Below are 24,657 nucleotides of genomic sequence, written 5' to 3'. Positions count from 1 at the left end.
CTCGCAAGCATAAGTGAGACAACGATGGCGCTTTACACAATAGGTGAAGTGGCTTTGCTTTGTGATATCAACCCTGTCACTTTACGCGCGTGGCAGAGGCGTTACGGATTACTGAAACCGCAGCGGACAGATGGCGGGCATCGCCTGTTCAACGACGCGGATATCGACCGGATCCGTGAGATAAAACGCTGGATCAACAATGGCGTTCAGGTCAGTAAGGTAAAAACGTTGCTCAGCAATGAAAATATTGATGTGCATAACGGCTGGCGCGAACAACAAGAGACGCTGTTGAGCTATTTGCAAAGTAGTAATCTGCACAGCCTCAGAATGTGGATCAAAGAGCGTGGTCAGGATTATCCCGCACAAACGCTCAACACCCATTTATTCATTCCGTTACGCCGACGTCTGCAATGTCAGCAGCCGATCCTCCAGGCGTTACTGGGGATCCTCGACGGCGTCCTCATTAATTACATCGCGATTTGTCTGGCTTCGGCACGCAAGAAACAGGGCAAAGATGCCCTGGTTGTCGGCTGGAATATTCATGATACCACCCGCTTATGGTTGGAGGGGTGGGTCGCCAGCCAGCAGGGATGGCGCGTTGACGTCCTCGCCCACTCACTGAACCAATTGCGACCAGAGCTGTTTGCAGGCCGCACCTTACTTATCTGGTGCGGCGAAAGCCAAACGCCCGCTCAGGAGCAACAGTTAAGCGAATGGCGCGCGTTAGGTCACGATATTTATCCACTCGGTATTTAGAGCCTACTGGGATAAGCTCTTAATATTTTATTAACAAAAGTGTACAATCCTTAGATTCACATAAGGAGTGCATAATGAACGCAGCTAAAATCGGTGTCATCACCCTCTTCCTGCTGATGGCCATCGGCGGTATCGGCGGTGTCATGCTGGCAGGTTACACATTCATTTTACGTGCAGGGTAAGGCAGCTCGCTAATCGTTCAAATCCGCGGTCGACAATTACCGCCGCCAGCGCGACCAGCAGCGCTCCCTGAATCACATAGGCGGTATTGAACCCGCTAAGCCCGATGATAATCGGCGTGCCCAGCGTATTTGCCCCGACGGTTGAAGCTATCGTTGCGGTGCCAATATTAATAATGACCGACGTGCGAATGCCCGCCAGAATAACCGGTGCCGCCAGCGGCAACTCCACTTTACGCAGCCGCTGCCCCTGACTCATGCCCATTCCACTGGCGATATCCATCACGCTGGAAGAAATGCCGCCAAGTCCCGCCAGAGTTGCCTGTAAGATCGGTAATACCCCATACAGGATCAGCGCAATAATTGCAGGCTCAGGACCAAACCCCATCACCGGTACGGCAATAGCCAGCACAGCGACCGGAGGAAATGTCTGCCCCACGGCGGCAATGGTTTCCACTATCGGCCTGAATTCCGTGCCCCAGGATCGGGTTACCGCAATACCCGCCCCAACGCCAATCAATACGGCGATAAGGCTTGAGATCCCCACCAGAGAAAAATGGGCCAGCGCCAACGCCATAAAACTTTCCTGCTGATACACGGGGCGCGGCAACGCAGGGAACAGCGAACTAAACAGGGCCTGACTGTGAGGCAACCCCACCAACAGGATCAGGAACACGACAATAAGCCATAGCAGCGGATCAGCAAGACGTTTCACGGGTCGGCGTCTCCGAAAGCAAATCGCGAAAATGAAGCGTACCGCAGGACAATCCCTGCGTGGTCACGACCGGCAATACGTCGCAGCCCCGCGCCACAAACACCGACAACGCATCACGAAGCGTCATTTCATCCACCAGCGGCTCGCCGTCCGAGTGTTCGCCGCGACGGATAAAATCACCTACCGTACGCAACGACAACAGCCGTACGCCCAGTTCACTGCGGCCAAAAAAAGTTTGCACGAAATCATTCGCTGGCGCGGTCAGCATCGACAGCGGTGTACCTTGCTGGACAACCTTTCCAGCATCCATCAGGACCAGATGCTCAGCCAGCCTTAGCGCCTCGTCGATATCATGCGTCACTAACACAATAGTACGCCCCAGCAAACGGTGAATACGCGTCATCTCCTGCTGTAGCGCACCACGGGTGACAGGATCCAGCGCGCCAAAAGGCTCATCCATCAGTAGTACCTGCGGATCTGCCGCCAACGCGCGCGCAACCCCGACCCGTTGCTGCTGTCCGCCGGAAAGCTGATGCGGATAACGGTGACGCAAATTCGCCTCAAGGCCCAGCAGGGCCATCAGTTCATCTGTGCGGTCATCAATACGCGAGCGCGACCACTTTTGCAGCTGCGGTACGGTGGCGATGTTCTGCGCGACGGTCCAATGGGGAAACAAACCAATAGACTGAATCGCGTACCCCATGCGCCGCCTTAGCTCCAGCACCGGCAGGCTACGAATTTCTTCTCCGGCAAAACGGATCTGCCCACTGTCGTGCTCAACCAGTCGGTTAATCATCTTCAGCGTGGTGGACTTCCCCGAACCTGACGTACCGATTAACACCGAAAAGCTGCCCTCCCCTAACTGCAGGTTAAGGTCATCGACGGCTTTTTGCTGATCATAGATTTTACTGACGTGACGAAATTCAATCATTATTCGATACCTTTAGCAGCGCGAGCCCTAAATCAAACAGCGCATCAATCAACACTGCCAAGACAACAACCGGGATCACACCCAACAGCACTAAATCAACGGCGCTACTGAGCAATCCCTGAAAGACCAGGGTGCCAAATCCCCCTGCGCCAATCAGCGCGGCTATCACGGCCATCCCCACCGTCTGGACCATCACCACGCGCAAACTGCGTAAGAAGACCGGCAGCGCCAGGGGAAATTGCACTGAGATAAACCGCTGACGCGTGCTCATCCCCATCGCCCGGGCGCTTTCCAGCACATCGCGCGGAACCTGATTCAGGCCAGCAACGACGCCACGAACCAGCGGTAACAGCGCATACAACACCAACGCAATAAGCGCAGGCGTCAGACCGGTTCCGGCAACACCGAGCGAGCCCAACACGGGAAAGTGCTTCACCAGCCCGGCCAGCGGCGCAATTAACAGGCCAAACAGCGCGACGGAGGGAATGGTCTGGATGATGTTCAGTAGTGCGAAAACTGGCCCCTGGCGGGCGACGGAAAAAGCACACCAGACGCCCAGCGGCACGCCAATAAGCAACGCGGGCACCACGGTTGCGAACAGAATCGTCAAATGTTGCGCCAGCGCATCGTTAAAGACGTCCTGACGATTGGCATACTCTTTAAGCAGAGAAAGATCGTTAAGCGTGCCGGAGAACAAAAGCACCAGCGGCACAATGAATATTTGCGCATGCAGCACCCAACGCCACAGCGCCTTAGCGGTGATGCGACGAATAGCGTCACTGGCGGCCAGCAGCATCAGCCCCACGCCTAACCAGAACCCGCTGCCCAGGCTGGTTCTGGCCAGCGGACTACCCGTCTTCGCCAGATACGTTGCCGTTGTACCTGCGGTTACCAGCGCGGCAATCACCAACAGTTGGCAAACGATAAGCGCCAATATATTGCCGGACCTTCCCGGTACAACGCTCAACACACACAGCAGCAAACAGGCCACCGCCAATCCCCATGTCGTGTAGGAGCTGATATCCCAGAGTTGACGACCTTCGCCGGACACCAGGCGATTGGGAGCATAGCTAATAAAAGGAAGCGCTGCCGCCGCGAAAGTAAGAAGCAACAGCAGCAACAGCACCCGATTGACTGAAAAATTCGACAAAACACCCACCCGCTGCAGACGCCGTTACTTAACCCATCCTTTTTGCTTCAGGTAATCTGCTGCGACTTTTTTCGCATCCAGTCCCTCCACGGCAATGCTGGCATTCAACTGTTGCAACGTTTTTTCATCCAGGCTGGCAAATACCGGTTGCAGCCATTCTCCCATTTGCGGGTAGTCCTTCAGCACCGATTCACGCACGACGGGCGCTGGCGCATAAATGGGCTGGACGCCTTTTGGATCGCTCAATGTTTGCAAACCCAACGCCGCAACCGGACCATCGGTGCCATAGGCCATCGCCGCATTGACCCCTGAGGTCTGCTGCGCCGCTGCTTTAATCGTCACCGCGGTATCCCCTCCCGCCAGCGACAGCAGCTGATTCTGATTCAGTTTAAAATCATAGGCTTTTTCAAACGCAGGCAGCGCGTCAGCCCGCTCGATGAATTCCGCAGAGGCGGCAAGTTTGAACGTCCCTCCCTCTTTCAGGTAGCGGCCTAAATCAGCAAGGGACTCAAGTTTGTTCTTTTGCGCGACATCCTGACGTACCGCAATGGTCCACGTGTTGTTGGCGGGGGCAGGCGTTAACCAGACCAGTTTATTTTTCTCAGCGTCCAGCTTTTTCACTTTTTCATAACCAGCGCTGGCATTTTTCCACGCCGGATCATTTTCATCTTTAAAAAAGAATGCCCCATTGCCGGTGTATTCCGGATAAATATCCAGCTCACCAGAGGTAATTGCCCCACGCACCACCGGAGTAGTCCCCAGCTGCACTTTATTGACGGTTTTCACGCCATGGCTTTCGAGAACCTGCAAAATAATATTGCCGAGCAGCGCGCCTTCGGTATCTATTTTTGAACTGACCGTGACGGGTGACGCGGCCTGTAAGGGCATACTCACCACCGCTAACAACGCCAGCGAACCCACCCAAACTTTTGAGATTATCATGCAGCTCTCCTCATTCTTTTACGGCTCCTTTCAGAGACTTGAGGAAAAAGCATAGTCGAAAAATCAGGCATTAACCTGGCAATTGGGTAATAACGCTGAGAGATATTCTCGGTAAGGCGATGATAAAATAAAAAAATCCGGCAAACCCAAAGTGAATTTGCCGGATGATCTGATTTTGCAGGCCCGATAAGTGTATCCATCAGGCATGATGCGTGGCGTTATTAATTACAGCAGTTCAAACTCGCCCTGCTTCACTCTGGCGGAATCCACACCGATAAAGACGTTAAACTTGCCCGGTTCTGCATCGTATTGCATACGCTGATTCCAGAACTTCAGCGCTTCAATGTCGATCGGGAAGCTGACTGTCTGGGTTTCGCCCGGCTTAAGATTCACTTTCTCAAAACCTTTCAGCTGTTTTACCGGACGACTCATGGAAGCGGTCACGTCCTGTAAATACATCTGAATCACCGTCGCACCTTCGCGCTTCCCGGTGTTGGTCACCTGCACGCTGGCCGTCACGGTCCCGTCACGTTTCATCGTTGGAGAAGAAAGCTTCACATCAGAAACCGTGAACGTGGTGTAGCTCAGGCCATAGCCAAAGGGATACAACGGACCATTCGCTTCATCAAAGTAGCGCGATGTGTACTTGTTCGGCTTTTCCGCATTATACGGGCGTCCAGTATTAAGATGGCTGTAATAGACCGGGATCTGTCCGACAGAGCGCGGGAAAGACATCGGCAGCTTACCTGACGGGTTGTAATCGCCAAACAGCACATCGGCGATGGCGTTACCGCCTTCAGTCCCGGCAAACCAGGTTTCGAGGATCGCATCGGCCTGTTGATCTTCTTTAACCAACTCCAACGGACGTCCGTTCATCAGCACCAGAACCAGCGGTTTACCCGTTGCTTTGAGGGCGGCAATCAGGTCACGCTGACTCTGTGGAATAGTGATATCGGTGCGGCTGGAGGCTTCATGCGCCATGCCCTGCGCTTCGCCGACCACCGCAACCACCACGTCAGACTGCTTCGCGGCGTTCACGGCTTCATCGATCATCGCCTGCGGCGAGCGAGGATCAACCTTCACTGCCTCTTCATACAGGTTGAGGAAATCGACAATGCCTTTGTCGTTGGTGATATTCGCCCCTTTGGCGTACACCACTTTCCCCTGCTCGCCGAGGGCATTTTTAATTCCCGTCAGCACTGTTACTGACTGTTCGGCAACACCGGCAGCGGACCAACTGCCCATAACATCACGCTTGCTATCGGCCAGCGGACCGACGACTGCTACGGTGGCGGATTTTTTCAGCGGCAAGGTTTCCAAACGGTTTTTCAGCAGCACCAGGCTTTCACGCGCCACTTCACGCGCCTCTTTGCGATGCAAACGGCTTTCCGCGTTGGTGTCCTGTGGGTCAGACTCTTTAGCCCCCAGATGGCTGTACGGATCGTTAAACAGCCCCATATCATATTTTACGTTCAGCACATGACGCGCGGCGTCGTCCAGCTCCGCCATCGTCACTTTGCCTGACTTAATCAACCCCGGCAGGTATTTGCTGTAATACTCATCGCTCATACTCATGTTGATACCGGACTTGATCGCCACGCGCACCGCGTCCTCAGGATCGGCAGCGGCACCGTGCTTAATCAGTTCCTTAATCGCACCGTGATCGGAAACGGTGATGCCCTTAAAGCCCCACTCATCGCGCAGCACGTCTTTTAACAGCCAGGCATCCGACGTCGCCGGTGTACCGTTCAGCGAATTAAGACCCACCATTACCGCACCGCTACCGGCGTCCAGCCCGGCTTTGTACGGTGGCATATAATCATTGAACAGACGCTGCGGGCTCATATCGACGGTGTTGTATTCCTTCCCACCTTCAACCGCGCCATATGCGGCGAAGTGCTTGACGCTGGTCATTACCGAATACCTGTCTGCCGGGCTTTTCCCCTGCATCGCTTCCACCATGGTTTTGCCCATCGTGGCGGTCAAATAGGTATCTTCACCAAACCCTTCCGAGGCGCGCCCCCAGCGAGGATCGCGTGAGACATCGACCATCGGCGCCCAGGTCATATTCAGACCATCATCGGCAGCTTCATAGGCGGAAACCCGCCCCACGGTTCTGACCGCATCGAGATTAAAGGAGGATGCCAGACCGAGGCTTATCGGGAACACGGTACGCTGGCCGTGTAATACGTCGTAGGCAAAAAAGAGAGGAATTTTCAGGCGGCTAAGTTCCATCACCTGATCCTGCATTTTGCGGATATCCTGGCGCGTGACGGTGTTAAAAATTGCCCCAACCTGCCCGTCTTTGATCATCTCGCGGATGGCTTCTTTCGGGTTATCAGGCCCGACGCTTATCAAACGAAGTTGCCCAATTTTCTCATCCACGGTCATCTGCTTAAGTAAATCGGTAACGAAGGCATCCCGCGCTTCTGGCGTCAGTGGATGGTTACCAAACAGAGTGTCCGCCAACGCGGGCTGCAACGCCAGACTCACCGCGACACCTACAGAACATAGCCATTTCATGTTGATTCTCTCTTTATTTTTTCCCGACGGAGCAGCGAAAATATAACAAAAACCGCAGTTTGCCGTAAGACTAAACGGGAGTGATAAAGAAAGCTAAGGTTATTCTCCTAATTTTCAAAACCAGCGCAAATCATTAGAAGACGAACCAGAGACAATATGAATGAGAAAGCGTATTGTCATACAAAGCGCTATGCTTGTTCCTGATATTGAGTCCCACCACAAGGAGTGGAGAATGTCTTCCATTACAACCGATAATAAAGCTTTCCTTAATGAACTGACCCGTCTGGTGGGTCATTCTCACCTGCTTACTGAACCTGCTAAAACTGCCCGCTATCGCAAGGGATTCCGCTCCGGTCAGGGCGAAGCGCTCGCCGTTGTATTCCCGGGCTCGCTTTTAGAACTGTGGCGCGTCCTCAACGCTTGCGTCGCCGCAGATAAAATTGTCCTCATGCAGGCCGCCAATACCGGCCTGACCGAAGGATCTACGCCGAGCGGTAATGATTACGACCGCGAGATTGTCATTATCAGCACCCTGCGTCTGGATAAACTGCACGTCATCGGCAAAGGCGAACAGGTGCTGGCTTATCCCGGTACAACGCTGTATTCGCTGGAAAAGGCGCTCAAACCGTTTGGCCGTGAGCCGCATTCAGTGATCGGATCCTCCTGTATTGGCGCTTCGGTAATTGGCGGCATTTGCAACAACTCCGGCGGCTCGCTGGTACAACGCGGCCCGGCATACACCGAGATGTCGCTGTTTGCACGTATTGACGAACAGGGCAAATTGCAGTTGGTCAACCATCTGGGTATCGAGCTGGGCCAGACCCCGGAGCAGATCCTGAGCAAACTTGATGACGAACGGATTAAAGATGACGATGTCCGCCACGACGGGCGACACGCGCACGATCACGACTACGTCACCCGCGTCAGAGATATTGAGGCGGACACGCCAGCCCGCTATAACGCCGACCCGGATCGCTTGTTTGAATCATCCGGTTGTGCAGGTAAGCTCGCGGTTTTCGCCGTGCGTCTGGACACCTTCGAGGCCGAAAAAAATCAGCAGGTCTTTTACATCGGCACCAATCAGCCTGAGGTGCTAACGGAAATTCGCCGTCATATTCTGGCAAAATTTGAGCATCTGCCGGTCGCCGGTGAATACATGCACCGCGACATTTACGATATCGCAGAGCAATACGGCAAAGATACGTTTCTGATGATCGACAAGCTCGGCACCGACAAAATGCCGTTCTTCTTCACCCTGAAAGGCCGCACCGATGCGATGCTGGAAAAAGTGAAAATTTTCCGTCCGCACTTTACCGATCGCGCCATGCAGAAGTTTGGCCATTTGTTCCCCAGCCACTTACCGGCGCGCATGAAAAGCTGGCGCGATAAATACGAACATCACCTGCTGTTAAAAATGGCCGGTGGCGGCGTGGCTGAAGCACAAAACTGGCTCAGCGAGTATTTCAAAACCGCTGAAGGCGACTTCTTTGCCTGTACGCCGGAAGAAGGCAGCAAGGCATTTTTGCATCGTTTTGCGGCGGCTGGCGCGGCGATACGTTATCAGGCCGTGCATGCAGATGAAGTGGAAGATATTCTGGCGCTGGATATCGCGCTACGCCGTAACGACACCGAATGGTACGAGCATCTGCCGCCAGAGATCGACAGCCAGCTGGTGCACAAACTCTATTACGGTCACTTTATGTGTTACGTCTTCCATCAGGATTACATCGTGAAAAAAGGCGTGGATGCGCATGCGCTGAAAGAGCAGATGCTGGAACTCCTGCGCGAGCGCGGGGCGCAGTACCCGGCAGAGCATAACGTCGGGCATCTGTATCAGGCACCGGAAACCCTGACCCGTTTTTACCGTGAGAATGACCCGACCAATAGTATGAATCCGGGTATCGGTAAAACGAGTAAGCTGAAATACTGGAAAGAGTCGTAAACCGGGAAAAGATAAGCGCCCCCGGACATGTTGCCGGAGGCGCTTTGCTTGCCTGACCTACAGCAACATGAGTGCCATGTAGGCCAGATAGCGTCTTATTTAATCGTTTTGCGCGGTTTGCTCACCCGTCGCAGTACCTGCCGACGCCATCTGCGCCGCTTTTTGCTTTTTATAGCTCAGCGCCGCCGCCGGAACCGGCATTACCTTGCCCGTTTCGATCCAGGTACGTAAACGGCTGGCATCGGCAAAGTGGGTATATTTGCCAAAGGCATCCATCACCACCAGTGCAACCGGTTTGTTGTTAATCACCGTGCGCATCACCAGACAGTGGCCCGCCGCATTGGTAAACCCGGTTTTGGTTAACTGAATATTCCAGTTATCGCGGTATACCAGATGGTTGGTGTTACGAAACGGCAGCGTATACGCCGGGTTGGCAAATGTCGCCATATCTTCACGCGTCGTACTTAGCTGGCCAATCAGCGGATACTGTTTGCTGGCAATCAGCAGTTTGGTTAAATCACGGGCGGTCGAGACGTTATGGATCGATAACCCGGTGGGTTCCACAAAGCGTGTCTGGGTCATGCCCAGCGCTTTCGCTTTGGCATTCATGGCCTTGATAAACGCGTTATACCCGCCCGGGTAATGATGCGCCAGGCTCGCCGCTGCACGGTTTTCTGATGACATCAGCGCCAGCAGCAGCATGTCTTTGCGGCTGATTTCACTGTTCAGTCGTACGCGAGAGTAAATGCCTTTCATCTCCGGCGTCTGGCTGATATCCACTTTCAACTTTTCATTCAGCGGCAGTCGCGCGTCAAGCACCACCATCGCCGTCATTAATTTGGTAATCGACGCAATCGGACGCACCAGGTCCGGGTGGTTCGAATAGATAACTTTGTTGGTATTCAGATCAACAATCATCGCGCTACCGGACGCTATCTCTGGTTGAGAAGCCGCTGCGGTAGTTGCCGTTTTCGCCACGGCTTGGGGTGCAAAAGGAACAGCCAGCACCAGGGCAAGGCTTAATAATGAAACTCGGAATTTCAGCATGATGAGATTTCTGATAATGGTTTACGCACGTCACAACGCACACCGCCAGAGATTAAGTATTATCTCAAGCTAGCTCAGGCATCATAGCGATCCGGCAGGTTTGCCGCCACAGGAGAATCGTCTCGAAATGCTGCGTTGCTGACTTTTACGGCAACAACGCAGCGCAGACAGGTTTATCCGTCAGAATAACCGATAGCCATAACCCCACAGGATCACCGTAATAGCCAGCAGAACCTCCAGTACCAGTACACCAATCGCCAGCGTCGAGCTGGAAAAGCTTAACCCTTCCTCGCGGGTGATATTCAGGAATGTCGGAATGCCGAGATAAAGTAGATAACCGGTGTAAAACAGCGCGATAGTTCCGACCAATGCGCACAGCCAGACCAGCGGATAAAGTGCGACCAGTCCGCTTAAAAATAGCGGCGTCGCGACATATCCAGCAAAGACCATACAATGTGCCAGCGACGGACGTTGCGAATAATTACGCGCCATCCACCAGATTACCCGGCCCATAACGGCGACGCCTGCCAGCATCACCCCGTAAAACAGAATTGCCATTGCAAATCCGGTCAACAGGGATAATTTCAGGACATTGCCATCGCCGAAACTCCAGCCAATTTGTGTGGTACCAATAAACGCGCAAATAACCGGGATTGCCGCCATCAGCAGTACATGATGGGTATAGTGATGCGAAACGCTTTCGTTTTCGCTGTTGATCACATGCATTTCACGATCGGGATGGGAAAACAGCCCCCAGACATGGTTCATACCGCCCCCTTCTTGCCAGCTCCGGACCTCAACAGTTCAAGTATAATTCAGCTTTGGATTAATTTTTGTACAACAACAAAAATGACGAACTGCTAATTCCACGCTTTTAAACCCAACGATGATTCACAGGGTGTATGCTTGATGTCAGGAGGTCATCCAGACGTATGGATATAAACAATCTTATTGCACATTACGGTTACGCCGCGTTGGTCATTGGCAGTTTGGCCGAAGGCGAAACCATTACCCTGCTGGGCGGCGTAGCGGCACATCAGGGGTTACTTAAATTTCCTTTGGTGGTTATCTCGGTGGCCCTGGGCGGGATGATTGGCGATCAATTGCTGTATCTGCTGGGGCGTCGTTACGGTGGCAAAATTTTGCGTCGTTTCTCAAAACATCGCGACAAAATCCGCCGGGCACAGAAAATGATCCAGCGCCGTCCCTATTTGTTCGTGATTGGTACCCGTTTTATGTACGGTTTTCGCGTGATCGGCCCATTGCTGATTGGCGCAAGTCATCTGCCGCCTAAAATTTTCCTGCCGTTGAATATTCTGGGAGCGCTGGCATGGGCGCTGATATTTACCACGCTGGGCTATGTGGGAGGAGAAGTCATCGCGCCGTGGCTACACAATCTCGACCAACACATTAAGCATTGGATATGGCTGGTTCTGGTAATTGCGCTGGTAGTGGGCGCTCGGTGGTGGTTAAAAAAACGCAGCAGCAAAAGTACAGCCCGGTAGGGTGATATTTACCGGGCCGGTGCGTTACGACGCGTGGTAACCGCCCCCCAACGCGCTGGTCAACTGGATGGAAGCATCCAGCCACTGTCCCTGTAAAATCAGAGCATTACAATGTTCGCGTAGTGCTGGGATCTTTGCCTGACTGACCAGGGAACCGGCAATAATTCCGGCATTAAAGCGCGCCTGCGCCAGCCCCTCTACGCGCTGCGCATCATGCTCAATCTGCTGCTGATGCTGATTCTTCTGCGCCAGGGTTGCCACTTGCGATACTGCACGCGCCACGTCATTCACCGCATCCACCACGGCTTTGTTGTAATTCGCCACCGTCAGGTTACTTTGCGCTTTCGTTATGTCGAGATTCGCGTTCAGCCTGCCGCTGTCAAAGATAGGCAGCGTCAGCCCGGCCGTTACGCCCAGTTGCTGCGCGGAATGACGGAAAAGATCACTCAGATGCAACGCATCCTGTTGTAAAAATGCCATCAGATTCACATCGGGATAAAACGCTGCTTTCGCGGCATCAATGCTGCTCAGGGATGATTCAATGTACCAGTGCGCCGCCTGTAAATCCGCTCGGCGAGCCAGCAACGAATAACCTAACCGGGGCGGGAGCTGACTTTCAACGGCGGGCAGCGTAGTTGAATGCAGCTTCAGGGCAGTGGACTGCGCGTTGGTTAGCGCGCTCAGCCGCGCTTCAATTACCTTCATTTTACCGCTGACATCGTTCAGCTGTTGTTCCGTCTTGCTGGAATCAATATCGGTTTCAACGCCTTCCACCGAAGACGTAATACCGTTTTGGTACAGCTGACGATCGACGGCAATGATATTCTTCTGCTCGGTTTCGATTTGCGTCAAAACGGTTTTCAGGGCTGCCTGCGTTTGCCATTCCCAGTACAGACGAGAGACGCCGCTCGCCAACAGTTGTCGGGTTTGTTCGCGCTCGGCTTCACGCGCCTTAACGACCCCAATACGCGCCGTCACTTCGGCCCTGTTTTTCCCCCACAGATCCAGATTCCAGCCTGCAGTTAATCCAAAGGTGCCGTTGGTGTACCACGGCCCTGTCGTCCCGGCAGCCGGATCGGTAAGCGCAAACGGCCCCATCAACCCTTCCGCGGACATTCTCTGACGTTCTACGTCCGCAGAGAAATCAATTTCCGGGCCATCCTGCGCCTCTACGGCCTTAGCCTGTGCCTCCGCCAGTTGAATACGTTGTTCCGCTACCTGCATATCTGGAGAATTTCGCAACGTGCTGTCAATCAACGCATTAAGCTGGGGATCGTGATATGCCTTCCACCATTGGCTGTCCGGCCAGCCATTTTTCAACGCAGCAGGCAATGTAGTATCGGCATTCGTTGCTGGGGTCTGCTGTGAAAGAGACTGGCGATCATCATGCATGGGCGCACAGCCTGACATAAAAATAAAAAGCGGCAACAATGCCGTAGTAATAAAAAGGGAATTACGATTCATGGAGAGATACTGGTAAGAAAAGATGTGCAGAGATTACGACGTGTCGCTATTGCTTTTTTAGTTACGCGTGGCAATACACCTTTGGCAATAAAAATATATAATCAGAAAAATATAGGCCAAACAAATAAGATAGATTAATTAATTTTAATAATTTATAGATGGAGATATCATGTCACAGAATATCTATGACAACCCCGAGTTCTTTGCCGGATATGCCACACTGGATCGTTCAGTAAAAGGACTCGACGGCGCGCCAGAATGGCCGACAATACAAGCGATGCTCCCCGCTCTGCAGGGAAAAAATATACTCGATTTGGGCTGCGGATATGGCTGGTTTTGCCGCTACGCGCGCGATAACCATGCAGCCAGCGTAGTGGGGCTGGATATTTCACAAAAGATGTTAACCCAGGCGCAGAGTATGACACAGGGTGATGGCATCATCTATCAGCGTGAAGATCTTGAAACGCTTACCCTGTCACCGAATTCCTTTGACCTGGTTTACAGCTCGCTTGCCTTGCACTATTTGCGCGATATAGAGCGATTATTAGTAACGATTTACCAGTCGTTAACACCGGGAGGTATGTTGGTTTTCTCTGCCGAGCATCCCATTTATACCGCGCCGCTTAATCAGGGCTGGATAAAAGACAAAACCGGGCAACAATCCTGGCCGGTCAATCATTATCAGCAGGAAGGTGAGCGCATCAGTAACTGGTTCGCGGATGGCGTCATAAAGCAGCACCGTAAGCTGGCGACCTGGATTAATGCGCTGATTGCCGCCGGATTCGAAATCGTCTGTGTCGATGAATGGGGGCCGTCTGCAGAACAGATTGCTGAAAACCCGGCGCTGGATGAAGAAAAAGAGCGGCCAATGGTGTTTCTGCTCAGCGCACGTAAACCTGGGTAAGGTCATTACAGGAAGATTTCAGATGCTTTCCTATACTTAACCTGAACTCACCAAAAAGGAACGCTGATGAAAATCTTATTGTGGATTATTTTAATTATTTTTCTGATTGGGTTATTGGTGGTAACTGGCGTGTTTAAGATGATTTTTTAAAGAAACAGGCCACTCCGGTGGCCGCTTAATTTGTTAATGCAATTTAGCTATATCAATGGCCTGAATCGCGCGGGCGATATCCGGGGAATTGTTTAGCGCGCGAATTTCCTGAAACAGCGCGGTTGCCTCTGAATATTCTTTGCGCAAATACCCTAACCATTGCTTAATCCGCGCCACGTGATACAGCCCGGTATCCCCCTGCTTTTCAAGACGGGTATATTTTTGCAATAGTGTTACGACATCAGGCCACGGCATACGCGGCTCGTTATACTTCACTACCCGGCTCAGGTTAGGAATATTTAATGCTCCCCGACCGATCATCACCGCATCGCAGCCGGTGATAGCCATGCAATCCTGAGCACTTTGCCAGTTCCAGATTTCGCCATTCGCGATAACCGGAATGGTAAGCCGCTGGCGAATCTCACCGATCGCCTGCCAGTTGATATGTTCGGCCTTGTAACCCTGCTCCTTGGTTCGGCCATGCACCGCCAGCTCGCTGGCGCCAGCCTGCTGGACGGCATCAGCAATTTCAAACTGTCGATCGCTGTTGTCCCAGCCCAGACGCACTTTCACCGTCACGGGCAGGTGATCAGGAACCGCCTCGCGCATGGCTTTTGCTCCGCGGTAAATAAGCTCAGGATCCTTCAGCAACGTTGCGCCACCGCCGCTGCCGTTGACCAGTTTTGACGGACAACCGCAGTTCAGATCGACACCGTATGATCCCAGTTCTACCGCACGCGCCGCATTCTCCGCCAGCCACTGCGGGTATTGCCCCAACAGCTGTATGCGAACCTGCGTACCGGATGACGTGCGGCTATTGTTATGCAGTTCCGGGCAGAGCCGATGGAATACTTTTGCCGGCAGGAGCTGATCCACCACGCGCACAAACTCGGTGATACACAGATCGTAATCATTCACTTCAGTCAGCAGCTCGCGCACCAGTGAGTCGAGCACGCCTTCCATCGGCGCCAGTAAAACACGCATATCGTCACCCGTAAAAAAAGAGGCGCTATGGTAGCGCCTCCGTTCGGGAGATTAAAGAGGCTCAACGTGGCAGCAGGCAGTTATCTTCTTTCCAGCCGTATAGCCATTCCATTGCGCGATAAAATTCCGCCTGCGATTTGTCTTTCCATAACAGATTACGCACCTGACGCTCGACGCCTGCGGCGTGGTAAACACGCCCCATTTCGCGTGTTGACCAGACAATGCGTGCCGTGCGTGGAATACGCACCGACTCATACAAAGCAAAGGCATCAGCCGCATCACCGTCACACTGGTGTATCGCCCTACCGAGGGTGACGGCATCTTCCAGCGCCATACAGGCCCCCTGCGCCATATATTGCGCCACCGGATGCGCGGCGTCCCCTACCAGGGTAATTCGGTCACTACCCCATTTATCTACCGGTTCGCGGTCAGCGGTTGACCAGCGACGCCATGACGTTGGTTTATCCAGCATCTTACGCGGACGCGCATGGATCCCGGCAAAATAGGAGAGCACTTCCTCTTTACTGCCATCCTTCACGCCCCACTCTTCCTGCTGACGACTGTGGAAGGTCACCACCAGGTTGTATTGTTTACCGCCACGCAGTGGATAGTGCACCAGGTGACAATGCGGTCCGGCCCACAGCACCGGCGCGTTAATGCGCAAATCTTCCGGCATATCATCACAATCAATCACGGCACGATAAACGACGTGCCCGGTCACGCGTGGCGCATCGCCAATCAGATACTGACGAACAACCGACTTCACGCCGTCACAGCCCACCAGGATATCCGCCGTCCAGCTGTTGCCCTGCTCGTCAAAGACCGTTACGTCATCTTCTGTCTGCCGAATATCCACCACGTTAGTTGACGTGCGATACTCAACGTTGGGATGAACCAGCGCCGCTTCCCAGACGCTGGCGTGAATATCCACCCGATGGATAACCGCATAAGGACCGCCAAAGTGATCGCGAAACGCCTGCCCGGTTTCAATGCGTACCACCTCTTTGGCGTTTACCGCATCCATCATGGTGATGTGATCGGTAAAAACGGCACGCTGACGGGCGGCTTCCCCCACGCCGAGGCTATCCAGAGCAGAGAAGGCGTTCGGCCCGAGCTGAATACCCGCGCCAATTTCACCAATCTCGTGCGCTTTCTCCAGCAACATCACTTTAATGCCCTGACGGGCCAGCGATAGCGCGGTCGCCGCGCCGCCAATCCCACCACCCACGATAATTGCGCGTGTCACTTTAGCCATTGTCGTTCTCCTTATCAGGCTGGAATTTTGTCTTGTTGATTCTCAGGCGCGGCGGCGATAAACGCCGGAAGCTGGGTACAGGCATCATATACCGCCTGACAGCGCGGATATCCGCTCAGATCGCAACCCATCCGTAAGGCGTTTGCCCACTGCGGGATCAGACAGCAATCCGCCAGCGTCGGCGCGTCTCCCACGCAGAACGTCCCCGAGTGACTCTGGCGTAGCATCTGTTCCACCGCGCTTAACCCTTGCTGGATCCAGTGGGCATACCAGCGTTTTTTATCTTCTTCACTGACCTTTAGCTCTTCGCTCAGGTAGCGCAGCACCCGCATGTTATTCACGGGGTGGATATCACAGGCGATGGCATAAACAATTTCCAGCACCTTACTGCGCGCCGGGTAGTTAACAGGCAGCAGCGGCGACTGTGGAAAGTGATGATCCAGCCAGTCGGTTATCGCCAGCGACTGTCCGAGCGATTCGCCATCATCGGTGACCAACGTTGGCACCAGCCCCACCGGGTTCATCCGCCGGTAGGCCAGCGCGTTCTGCTGACCGATACGAATGTTGACACCCACCGTCTGGTAATCGAGCCCCTTCAGCGCCAGCGCAATACGCACGCGATATGACGCGGAGCTATTAAAGAAACTGTACAGCTTCATCATCCACCTCAGACAATCTTCACGGCGATGGGGGTTAAACCGTCTACGTTGCCGGTGATCACATCGCCTTTCACCACCGCACCCACGCCTTCCGGTGTACCGGTGTAAATCAGATCGCCCGGCTGCAGTTCGAAAAAGCCGGACAGATAGCTAATGGTTTCATTGACTGACCAGATGAGATGACGAATATCGCTCCGCTGATGATCATCGCCATTAACCTGCAACCAGATAGGCGCACTGTTAACATCCGCGCTTTCACTGGCTCTATGCAGCGGCGCGATAGGGGCAGAGAGATCAAACGCTTTGCCAATTTCCCACGGACGCCCCATCTGGCGCATTTCCATCTGCCTGTCGCGACGGGTCATATCCAGACCGGTGGCATAGCCCCAGATATACTCGTGCGCTTTTTCCAGCGGTATATCACTGCCCTTTTTACCGATCGCCACCACCAGCTCTATCTCATAGTGATAGTTATCGGTCTGCGCCGGGTATGGCAGCGCCAGGATTTGACCGGCTGCTACCGGGACCACCGCGTCGGCGGGTTTACAGAAGAAGAACGGCGGTTCGCGATCCGGGTCAAAACCCATTTCACGCGCATGAGCGGCATAGTTACGGCCCACACAGTAAACACGGTGCACAGGAAATAGTTCATCACTACCAACCACCGGAACGGTAACAGGCGCTTGCGGTTCGAATACGTATTGCGTCATTTTTTCTCTCCCAAATTAATAACGTGCTTCACGGAACAACCCCAGCGCTTCCTGAACCGGTCTGTCCGAAAAACTAAATAAAACGGTGTCTTCGCCGGTCTGGAACGACACGCCGTGCCAGGTTGGGACCACAAAGATATCTTTTGGCGAAAAATTGAAAGTCTCATTACCGATGGTGACTTGTCCGCGGCCTTCCACAACATGGTAGATAGTGCTGTCGGTGGTTCGAGCCATCCGCGAAGTAAAGCCCTTCGGCAACAGTTGCAGGAAGGTCCCCATTGAAGGCATGGGATAGCCGCCGGTTACCGGGTTGACGTAGCGCATCTTGTAGCCATCCCACTCGTCGGCATCGCCGAGGCGAGTCAGGTCATGCAGCGCTTCACGACTGCGATCGTAGCGATAATTAAAAATTGGCGATGAGTTACCTTTCTGATGACGCAGCGGCAACATATTGGCTGCATAGCGTGGTAAATAATCTCCTTCCTTGCGCGTGACCGGCTGCTGATCCTCCGGGTAGTCTTCCGCAAAGCCGCAGCCCAGCAGATTCACCAGCGGCAGATCCAGACCGTCCAGCCACACCACCGGTTCACTGCCCGGATTGCCGTGATCGTGCCAGCGCCACTGCGGCGTCAGAATAAAATCGCCTTCATGCATCTGGGTTCGCTCACCGTCTACGGCGGTAAATGCCCCTTTCCCTTCGACAATAAAACGCAGTGCAGACTGATTATGGCGGTGACTCGGCGCAACCTCGCCCGGCATGATTAACTGCAATCCGGCATACAGGGTTGGGGTGATTGAAGACTGACCGCGCAGCATGGGGTTTTCCAGCACCAGTACGCGCCGAATCGCCTCTTTCGCGCCAATCAGATCGCCGCTTTCCAGCAGTAACGGACGGATCTCCTGATAATTCCAGTACGCAGGCGCGCAGTTCGCGTTCGGCGTTGGCGGCACCAGACGGTGCAGCGACTCCCACAGTGGGGTCAGATTCTGCCCGGAAATATGCTGGTAAAACTGCTGACGGCTGTTCTTAACATCCTGATTCAGTTCAGACATAGGGATTCTCCTTATTCATTCACAACGCTTGCACGTGGCAGGGTATTTGAGGCAGAGGCCGACTGGCGGATAACAACCGTCAGTAGCGTAAGCATCACCGCACTGATGGCCGCCGGAACGGCAATGATGAAAAACAAATTATCGAAAGAGAAATTCATTGCCATCATCACGCCGCCGGAAAGCGAGCCGACAATCGCGCCGCAGCGGCCAATCGCATTAGACCAGCTGACGCCCGTGGCCCGGCTCTGTGTCGGATACAGCGTGGCGGTTAACGCATTGAGACCCACCTGCGATCCGCTGATCCCGATACCGGTGCCAAAAATGGCCAGCGCCATCAGCCACAGGCCGTTCTCGCTTAAGCCAATCATGACGATACACACCGCCCCCAGCGCATAGCTCACTGCCAGCACGCGGAAAGGATTGTATTTATCCATCAGTACCCCGAGCGCCAGCGCCCCGAGCGTGCCGCCAATCTGGAAGGCGGCGGTCACCCATGAGGCGTGCTGCAGGTCAATTCCACGATGGTTTAACAGCGTTGGCATCCAACTGGAGAGCAGATAAATAATCAGCAGGCTCATAAAGAACACTACCCATAACATCAGGGTAATGGGCAACTGTCGCCCGACGAACAGTTGGCGGATGCTGCCTTTAGCAATTGCGGTGCCTTCGTTGAGATAAAAATGGGTATTGTCATAACGTTCCCGGGTGATGGCGCTAACGGTTCTGGCAATCACGTTAGACGGCAACTGACGACGAACCTGCCAGCGCGGAGATTCCGGAAGTGCAAACAGCAGAGCGACAAACAGCATCAGCGGTAGAACGCCTCCCAGCACCAGAATGCCGTGCCAGCCAATAACCGGCACCAGTTGCGCACTCACAATCCCGCCCATCGCCGATCCCAGGGTAAATCCACAAAACATCATGGTCACCAGCGCGCCACGCCGCCGCGCTGGCAGGTATTCTGACGTCATGGTGATGGTATTCGGCATCGCACCGCCCAGACCTAATCCGGTAAGAAAGCGCAAAATAACCAGCGTTTGTAGATCGGGAGAAAAAGCCGAAATCAGGCTCAGGGCGCCGAACAGCGCCACGCAGAGTTCTATCACCCGTTTGCGGCCAAAACGGTCTGACAGCGGGCCGCAGAGCAGTGCGCCAGCGGTTAGTCCCAACAGACCTGCGCCAAACAACGGTGCCAGATCGCCGGCAGTCAGCTGCCAATGAGTCCGGATGTCTGGAGCGATGAAGCCGATAGCTGCGGTATCAAATCCGTCGAGCATGACGACCAAAAAACAGCAAATGATGACGCGCCATTGCGTCTTACCGACAGGAGCGGAATCGATCAGTGCTTGTAGATCACGTTGTTGAGTCATAGTGAATGCCTCAGTGCAGGTATAAGTAGATGTCTGTTTTGTTTTAGGTATGTTGCGACTTTGTATGTTTGGAGATGAAATGTACAATGGCTTTTCATGCAGAGGCATAACCTGGAGGTTATAGCAAATGGCTAACTGGGCGCAGAAACTTAAGTTGCATCACCTGCAAACGCTTATCGCACTGGGGGAACAGGGAAATTTGACTCACGTCGCCCGAATGATGAATATCACCCAGCCGGCGCTGTCAAAATGGTTATCACAGCTCGAAGATGAGATTGGCATCACGCTCTTTGAACGCCACAGTAAAGGCTTACGTCCCTCCGAAGGCGGCAAGCTGCTACTGCAGCACGCGCAACGCCTGATCAATGATATGGAACGTTCTCAGGTTGAAATCGCCCGTTTTAAACAGGGCGGTCTGGTAGGAAGTCTGAAGATCGGCTGCTCGCCAGTGGCGACCGACTGCGTCTCACAAGCGATACTGGGTTTGCTTAAAGAACTGCCGACCCTGCATCTTAATATTGAAGAGAAGGTGATGACCCCGCTGCTGCACGATCTGCTCGCGGGTTCGGTGGATGTGGTCGTCGGGCGCGTCGGGGGCCGGGCGCTACAACTGCCGCTCAATTATCAGGTGCTGTATACCGAGCCGGTTTGTTTCGTCGCCCGCCCTGACCATCCGCTGGCAAACTCTCCCCTGCTCACCTGGAATGATCTCGCTGACTGGCGCTGGATTGTCTGGCCGACAGGAACGCCCATTCGCATCAGCATTGACAACGCGCTGGTTGACAACGGTGTGATGCTGCCGGAAAACACGATTGAATCTGCATCAATGAACGTCAGCACCAACCTGCTGCAAAGTAGCGATATGATCTCTATTCTTTCTCTGCGTCTGGCGCAGCGTTATGCCACCCAGGGACAGCTGGCTATTCTGAATTTGCCGAAGATTGAACAAAAAGGCAGCGTGGGCATATTCTGGCGCAACAATGAAACGCCCTCCACGGCCCTGAGTCGTTTTCTGTATTACCTGGCACAGGTTTAACGCGCTGATTTAGGGGCATCGCCTAATGTTCCCAATGTCTATTTCTCCTATGCTTAGAATTCATGATGTGATCGGTAGCACGTTTTAAAGTTTAATTGTATGATGAATCAGTCTCGTCAAGGGTTCCAATTATGAGCAAAGCACTGAATATTATCTGGCAATATTTGCGCGCATTCGTCCTGATTTATGCCTGCCTCTATGCAGGTATTTTTCTTGCATCGCTACTTCCTATCACCATTCCGGGCAGTATTATCGGCATGCTGATTCTGTTTGTCTTACTGGCTTTGCAGGTGTTACCGGCAAAATGGGTTAATCCCGGCTGCTACGTCCTGATTCGCTATATGGCCCTATTGTTTGTCCCAATTGGCGTAGGGATCATGCAGTACTTTGATCTGCTCCGCGCGCAATTTGGTCCGGTGGTGGTGTCCTGTACCATCAGTACGCTGGTCGTTTTCCTGGTGGTGAGCTGGAGTTCACATATTGTGCACGGTGAGCGCAAAATCGTTGGGCAAAAAGGGTCTAAAGAATGATGTCGTATATCTGGTGGTCGTTACCGCTTACCCTGGCGGTGTTTTTTGCCGCACGTAAGCTGGCAGCACGATTTAAAATGCCACTATTGAATCCGTTGCTGGTCGCCATGGTGGTGATTATTCCGATACTGATGTTGACCGGTATTCCCTACGATCACTATTTCAAAGGCAGCGAGGTGCTGAACGATTTGCTACAGCCTGCCGTGGTCGCACTGGCCTATCCGTTATACGAACAGTTGCACCAGATTCGCGCCCGCTGGAAATCAATCATTGCCATTTGTTTTGCGGGGAGCGTCGTGGCGATGGTGACAGGTACAACAATCGCCTTATTGATGGGCGCATCGCCGCAAATTGCCGCATCTATTATGCCGAAATCGGTCACTACGCCTATTGCTATGGCGGTGGGAGGCAGCATTGGCGGTATTCCGGCTATCAGCGCCGTATGCGTCATTTTTGTCGGTATCCTCGGGGCGGTGTTTGGTCATACATTGCTCAACGCCATGCGTATTCGTACTAAGGCCGCTCGTGGGCTGGCCATGGGTACCGCTTCGCACGCCCTGGGCACTGCACGCTGCGCAGAACTGGACTATCAGGAAGGCGCGTTTAGCTCACTGGCGCTGGTTATTTGCGGCATTATCACCTCGTTGGTTGCCCCATTCCTGTTCCCAATTATTCTGGCAGTGGTCGGTTAACCTTTACTTTTTGCTGATTTATTTGCGATGCGTTGCACATTTTTAATTTAAGTTTCATAAGTTGCACACACAATGGGATTTGGATCACATATAAAGCCGTAACAGGCCCGTAAACTACGATTCCATTACATTGTTATGAGGCATCGCCATGCATCCACGTTTTCAAACTGCTTTTGCCCAACTCGCGGATAACTTGCAAACAGCCCTGGCCCCTGTTCTGGCGGATGTGCACTTCCCCGCTATGCTGACTGCTGAACAGGTCTCTTTGCTGAAACGCGAATCGGGACTGGACGAAGACGCGCTGGCATTCGCTCTGCTGCCGCTGGCTGCGGCCTGCGCACGTACCCCGCTGTCCAACTTTAACGTCGGTGCAATCTCTCGCGGCATCAGCGGAACCTGGTACTTCGGTGGGAACATGGAGTTCCTGGGCGCAACAATGCAGCAAACCGTTCATGCCGAGCAGAGCGCTATTAGCCATGCCTGGTTACGTGGCGAAAAAGGACTCGCCGCGATTACCGTCAACTACACCCCTTGCGGGCACTGCCGTCAGTTTATGAACGAACTAAATAGCGGACTGGATTTACGTATTCATCTGCCGGGTCGTGCGCCACACGCGCTGCGCGATTACCTGCCAGATGCCTTCGGCCCGAAAGATCTGGAAATTAAAACGCTGCTAATGGACGATCAGGATCACGGCTTCGTGCTGCAGGGCGATGCGTTGACCCAGGCAGCAATCACCGCCGCCAACAGATGCCATATGCCGTACAGCAAATCCCCAAGCGGTGTTGCGCTGGAGTGTAAAGATGGCCAAATTTTTAGCGGCAGCTATGCTGAAAACGCCGCCTTCAACCCAACTCTTCCGCCGCTGCAGGGCGCGTTAAACCTGTTGAATCTCAACGGCTATGACTACCCGGATATCCAACGCGCCGTGCTGGCTGAAAAAGCCGATGCGCCATTGATTCAGTGGGATGCGACCTCCGCCACCCTGAAAGCGCTGGGCTGTAATAATATTGAGCGCGTTCTCCTGAGTTAATCGTCTCAATAACGCCAGTTCGTAGGCCGGATAAAGTGTTTACACCGTTATCCGGCAATATGCAGAATGTCTAAAATCCCCTCAATCAGATTGCTGTTTCTTGCGCTACGTCTTCGGGTACAGTAGCCTGATTGAAATTCCATCCAAATAACGAGTTTTCTGCATGTTAAAGCGCGTGTTTTACAGCCTGTTAGTCTTGTCTGGCTTGCTGCTGTTGACTGTGCTTGGACTCGACAGATGGATGAGCTGGAAGACTGCTCCCTACATTTACGACGAACTGCAGGATTTACCCTACCGCCAGGTAGGTGTGGTTCTGGGCACGGCGAAGTATTACCGCACCGGCGTCATCAATCAGTATTACCGCTACCGCATTCAGGGTGCATTGAACGCCTATAACAGCGGGAAGGTAAACTATCTGCTGCTGAGCGGCGACAACGCGCAGCAAAGCTACAACGAACCGATGACGATGCGTAAGGATCTGATTGCTGCAGGCGTTGATCCGGCTGATATTGTGCTTGATTACGCCGGGTTCCGTACGCTCGACTCCATCGTGCGTACCCGCAAGGTATTTGATACCAACGATTTCATCATTATTACTCAGCGATTCCACTGTGAACGCGCCTTATTTATTGCGCTACATATGGGGATTCAGGCCCAGTGTTATGCGGTACCTTCGCCAAAAGATATGCTCACCGTGCGAGTACGTGAATTTGGTGCTCGTTTTGGCGCACTTGCTGATCTCTACATTTTCAAACGTGAACCGCGCTTTTTAGGCCCCCTGGTGCCAATTCCTACTATGCATCAGGTACCGGACGATGCACAGGGATATCCGGCGGTCACAGCCGAACAATTACTCGAATTACAAAAGAAACAAGGAAAATAAGCATGGATGTACAAACCCTTTTTGTCGTATTGGCCTTTCTGCTCATCCCTGTGTTTTGTTTCCGTGAAGCCTGGAAAGGCTGGCGTACTGGCGCGGTAGATAAAATTAAGAAGAATGCGCGTGAGCCGGTTTATGCCTACCGGAATGAAGCCCCATTACAGTTCTGGTCTTATGTATTGGTTTATGCCGGATGCGGATGTTTATCTTTCGGTATGGTTATTTATTTAGTCTTTTATCGCTAAAG

General features: G+C 53.3%; 26 protein-coding genes. 12 read left to right on the top strand and 14 right to left on the bottom strand.

Annotated elements, in window-relative coordinates:
• The first annotated feature begins 24 nt into the window (after positions 1-24).
• Positions 25-756, top strand: coding sequence for an HTH-type transcriptional regulator MlrA (gene mlrA / locus OGX99_RS16695; RefSeq protein ID WP_151219810.1), 732 nt, complete (start codon positions 25-27; stop codon positions 754-756).
• Between the two features lie 74 nt (positions 757-830).
• Positions 831-938, top strand: coding sequence for a protein YohO (locus OGX99_RS16690; RefSeq protein WP_151219811.1), 108 nt, complete (start codon positions 831-833; stop codon positions 936-938).
• Here OGX99_RS16690 and OGX99_RS16685 read toward each other — a convergent pair.
• From OGX99_RS16685 to bglX, 5 genes are all read right to left on the bottom strand, one after another.
• A complete protein-coding gene (locus OGX99_RS16685; RefSeq protein ID WP_151219812.1) occupies positions 919-1,650 on the bottom strand; it encodes an ABC transporter permease in 732 nt (243 codons plus the stop codon). The genes OGX99_RS16690 and OGX99_RS16685 overlap by 20 nt on opposite strands.
• Positions 1,634-2,581, bottom strand: coding sequence for an ABC transporter ATP-binding protein (locus OGX99_RS16680; RefSeq protein WP_286544268.1), 948 nt, complete (start codon positions 2,579-2,581; stop codon positions 1,634-1,636). Before OGX99_RS16680 ends, OGX99_RS16685 begins: the two co-directional genes overlap by 17 nt.
• Entirely contained in the window at positions 2,574-3,740 is a 1,167-nt protein-coding gene (locus OGX99_RS16675) for an ABC transporter permease (protein ID WP_279574401.1), read from the bottom strand. The genes OGX99_RS16680 and OGX99_RS16675 overlap by 8 nt, the downstream gene beginning before the upstream one ends.
• A 15-nt stretch (positions 3,741-3,755) precedes the next feature.
• Complete coding sequence (gene osmF, locus OGX99_RS16670) at positions 3,756-4,673, bottom strand: glycine betaine ABC transporter substrate-binding protein OsmF (RefSeq protein ID WP_286544265.1); 918 nt, start codon at positions 4,671-4,673, stop codon at positions 3,756-3,758.
• 225 nt (positions 4,674-4,898) lie between these two features.
• Entirely contained in the window at positions 4,899-7,196 is a 2,298-nt protein-coding gene (gene bglX, locus OGX99_RS16665; RefSeq protein WP_286544262.1) for a beta-glucosidase BglX, read from the bottom strand.
• 232 nt (positions 7,197-7,428) lie between these two features.
• On the opposite strand from bglX, the gene dld reads away from it, so the two are divergent.
• Positions 7,429-9,138: a D-lactate dehydrogenase gene (dld, locus tag OGX99_RS16660; protein WP_210904570.1), complete on the top strand. Its 1,710-nt coding sequence runs from the start codon at positions 7,429-7,431 to the stop codon at positions 9,136-9,138.
• A gap of 99 nt (positions 9,139-9,237) precedes the next feature.
• Here the strand turns inward: dld and pbpG are convergent, their stop codons facing one another.
• Positions 9,238-10,185 carry a D-alanyl-D-alanine endopeptidase gene (gene pbpG, locus OGX99_RS16655; protein ID WP_151219817.1) on the bottom strand — a complete coding sequence of 316 codons (948 nt, stop codon included), beginning with the start codon at positions 10,183-10,185 and terminating at the stop codon, positions 9,238-9,240.
• 180 nt (positions 10,186-10,365) lie between these two features.
• Positions 10,366-10,953 carry a Yip1 family protein gene (locus OGX99_RS16650; protein WP_151219818.1) on the bottom strand — a complete coding sequence of 196 codons (588 nt, stop codon included), beginning with the start codon at positions 10,951-10,953 and terminating at the stop codon, positions 10,366-10,368.
• Positions 10,954-11,117: 164 nt separating this feature from the next.
• On the opposite strand from OGX99_RS16650, the gene OGX99_RS16645 reads away from it, so the two are divergent.
• Complete coding sequence (locus OGX99_RS16645; protein ID WP_151219819.1) at positions 11,118-11,690, top strand: DedA family protein; 573 nt, start codon at positions 11,118-11,120, stop codon at positions 11,688-11,690.
• A gap of 24 nt (positions 11,691-11,714) precedes the next feature.
• Here the strand turns inward: OGX99_RS16645 and mdtQ are convergent, their stop codons facing one another.
• A complete protein-coding gene (mdtQ, locus tag OGX99_RS16640) occupies positions 11,715-13,154 on the bottom strand; it encodes a multidrug resistance outer membrane protein MdtQ (RefSeq protein WP_286538945.1) in 1,440 nt (479 codons plus the stop codon).
• Between the two features lie 169 nt (positions 13,155-13,323).
• Here mdtQ and OGX99_RS16635 point away from each other — a divergent pair, with 169 nt between their 5' ends.
• Complete coding sequence (locus tag OGX99_RS16635) at positions 13,324-14,058, top strand: class I SAM-dependent methyltransferase (RefSeq protein ID WP_151219820.1); 735 nt, start codon at positions 13,324-13,326, stop codon at positions 14,056-14,058.
• 66 nt (positions 14,059-14,124) lie between these two features.
• On the top strand, positions 14,125-14,208 hold the full coding sequence (yohP, locus tag OGX99_RS23905) for a small membrane protein YohP (protein ID WP_087855921.1): 84 nt from the start codon (positions 14,125-14,127) through the stop codon (positions 14,206-14,208).
• 33 nt (positions 14,209-14,241) lie between these two features.
• Here the strand turns inward: yohP and dusC are convergent, their stop codons facing one another.
• The 6 genes from dusC to mhbT all read right to left on the bottom strand — a co-directional run bounded on the left by dusC (position 14,242) and on the right by mhbT (position 20,239).
• Positions 14,242-15,192, bottom strand: coding sequence for a tRNA dihydrouridine(16) synthase DusC (gene dusC / locus OGX99_RS16630; RefSeq protein ID WP_151219821.1), 951 nt, complete (start codon positions 15,190-15,192; stop codon positions 14,242-14,244).
• A 61-nt stretch (positions 15,193-15,253) separates the two neighbouring features.
• A complete protein-coding gene (locus tag OGX99_RS16625) occupies positions 15,254-16,447 on the bottom strand; it encodes a 3-hydroxybenzoate 6-monooxygenase (protein ID WP_286544259.1) in 1,194 nt (397 codons plus the stop codon).
• Positions 16,448-16,461: 14 nt separating this feature from the next.
• Positions 16,462-17,106: a maleylacetoacetate isomerase gene (maiA, locus tag OGX99_RS16620; protein ID WP_187253407.1), complete on the bottom strand. Its 645-nt coding sequence runs from the start codon at positions 17,104-17,106 to the stop codon at positions 16,462-16,464.
• 8 nt (positions 17,107-17,114) lie between these two features.
• Positions 17,115-17,816 (bottom strand): fumarylacetoacetate hydrolase family protein, encoded by a 702-nt coding sequence (locus tag OGX99_RS16615; protein WP_151219823.1) that lies wholly within the window; start codon positions 17,814-17,816, stop codon positions 17,115-17,117.
• 15 nt (positions 17,817-17,831) lie between these two features.
• On the bottom strand, positions 17,832-18,869 hold the full coding sequence (gtdA, locus tag OGX99_RS16610) for a gentisate 1,2-dioxygenase (RefSeq protein ID WP_151219824.1): 1,038 nt from the start codon (positions 18,867-18,869) through the stop codon (positions 17,832-17,834).
• An 11-nt stretch (positions 18,870-18,880) separates the two neighbouring features.
• On the bottom strand, positions 18,881-20,239 hold the full coding sequence (gene mhbT / locus OGX99_RS16605) for a 3-hydroxybenzoate transporter MhbT (RefSeq protein WP_286544255.1): 1,359 nt from the start codon (positions 20,237-20,239) through the stop codon (positions 18,881-18,883).
• A 127-nt stretch (positions 20,240-20,366) separates the two neighbouring features.
• On the opposite strand from mhbT, the gene OGX99_RS16600 reads away from it, so the two are divergent.
• From OGX99_RS16600 to OGX99_RS16575, 6 genes are all read left to right on the top strand, one after another.
• Positions 20,367-21,275, top strand: a complete 909-nt coding sequence (locus OGX99_RS16600) for a LysR substrate-binding domain-containing protein (RefSeq protein WP_286544253.1) — start codon at positions 20,367-20,369, stop codon at positions 21,273-21,275.
• A 131-nt stretch (positions 21,276-21,406) separates the two neighbouring features.
• A complete protein-coding gene (locus tag OGX99_RS16595) occupies positions 21,407-21,805 on the top strand; it encodes a CidA/LrgA family protein (protein ID WP_016153711.1) in 399 nt (132 codons plus the stop codon).
• Positions 21,802-22,497 (top strand): CidB/LrgB family autolysis modulator, encoded by a 696-nt coding sequence (locus OGX99_RS16590; protein ID WP_151219827.1) that lies wholly within the window; start codon positions 21,802-21,804, stop codon positions 22,495-22,497. The genes OGX99_RS16595 and OGX99_RS16590 overlap by 4 nt, the downstream gene beginning before the upstream one ends.
• Before the next feature lie 148 nt (positions 22,498-22,645).
• Positions 22,646-23,530 (top strand): cytidine deaminase, encoded by an 885-nt coding sequence (gene cdd / locus OGX99_RS16585; RefSeq protein WP_187253409.1) that lies wholly within the window; start codon positions 22,646-22,648, stop codon positions 23,528-23,530.
• Positions 23,531-23,693: 163 nt separating this feature from the next.
• Complete coding sequence (gene sanA / locus OGX99_RS16580; RefSeq protein WP_151219829.1) at positions 23,694-24,413, top strand: outer membrane permeability protein SanA; 720 nt, start codon at positions 23,694-23,696, stop codon at positions 24,411-24,413.
• A 2-nt stretch (positions 24,414-24,415) separates the two neighbouring features.
• Entirely contained in the window at positions 24,416-24,655 is a 240-nt protein-coding gene (locus OGX99_RS16575) for a DUF2542 family protein (RefSeq protein ID WP_005129200.1), read from the top strand.
• Positions 24,656-24,657 lie beyond the last annotated feature (2 nt).

It is taken from the genome of Citrobacter sp. Cu096 (assembly GCF_030332285.1).
In the GTDB taxonomy this organism is placed as follows: Bacteria; Pseudomonadota; Gammaproteobacteria; order Enterobacterales; family Enterobacteriaceae; genus Citrobacter; species Citrobacter meridianamericanus.
The sequence above is the reverse complement of the archived record's forward strand: the minus strand, read 5'-3'. Positions and strand labels throughout refer to the sequence as shown.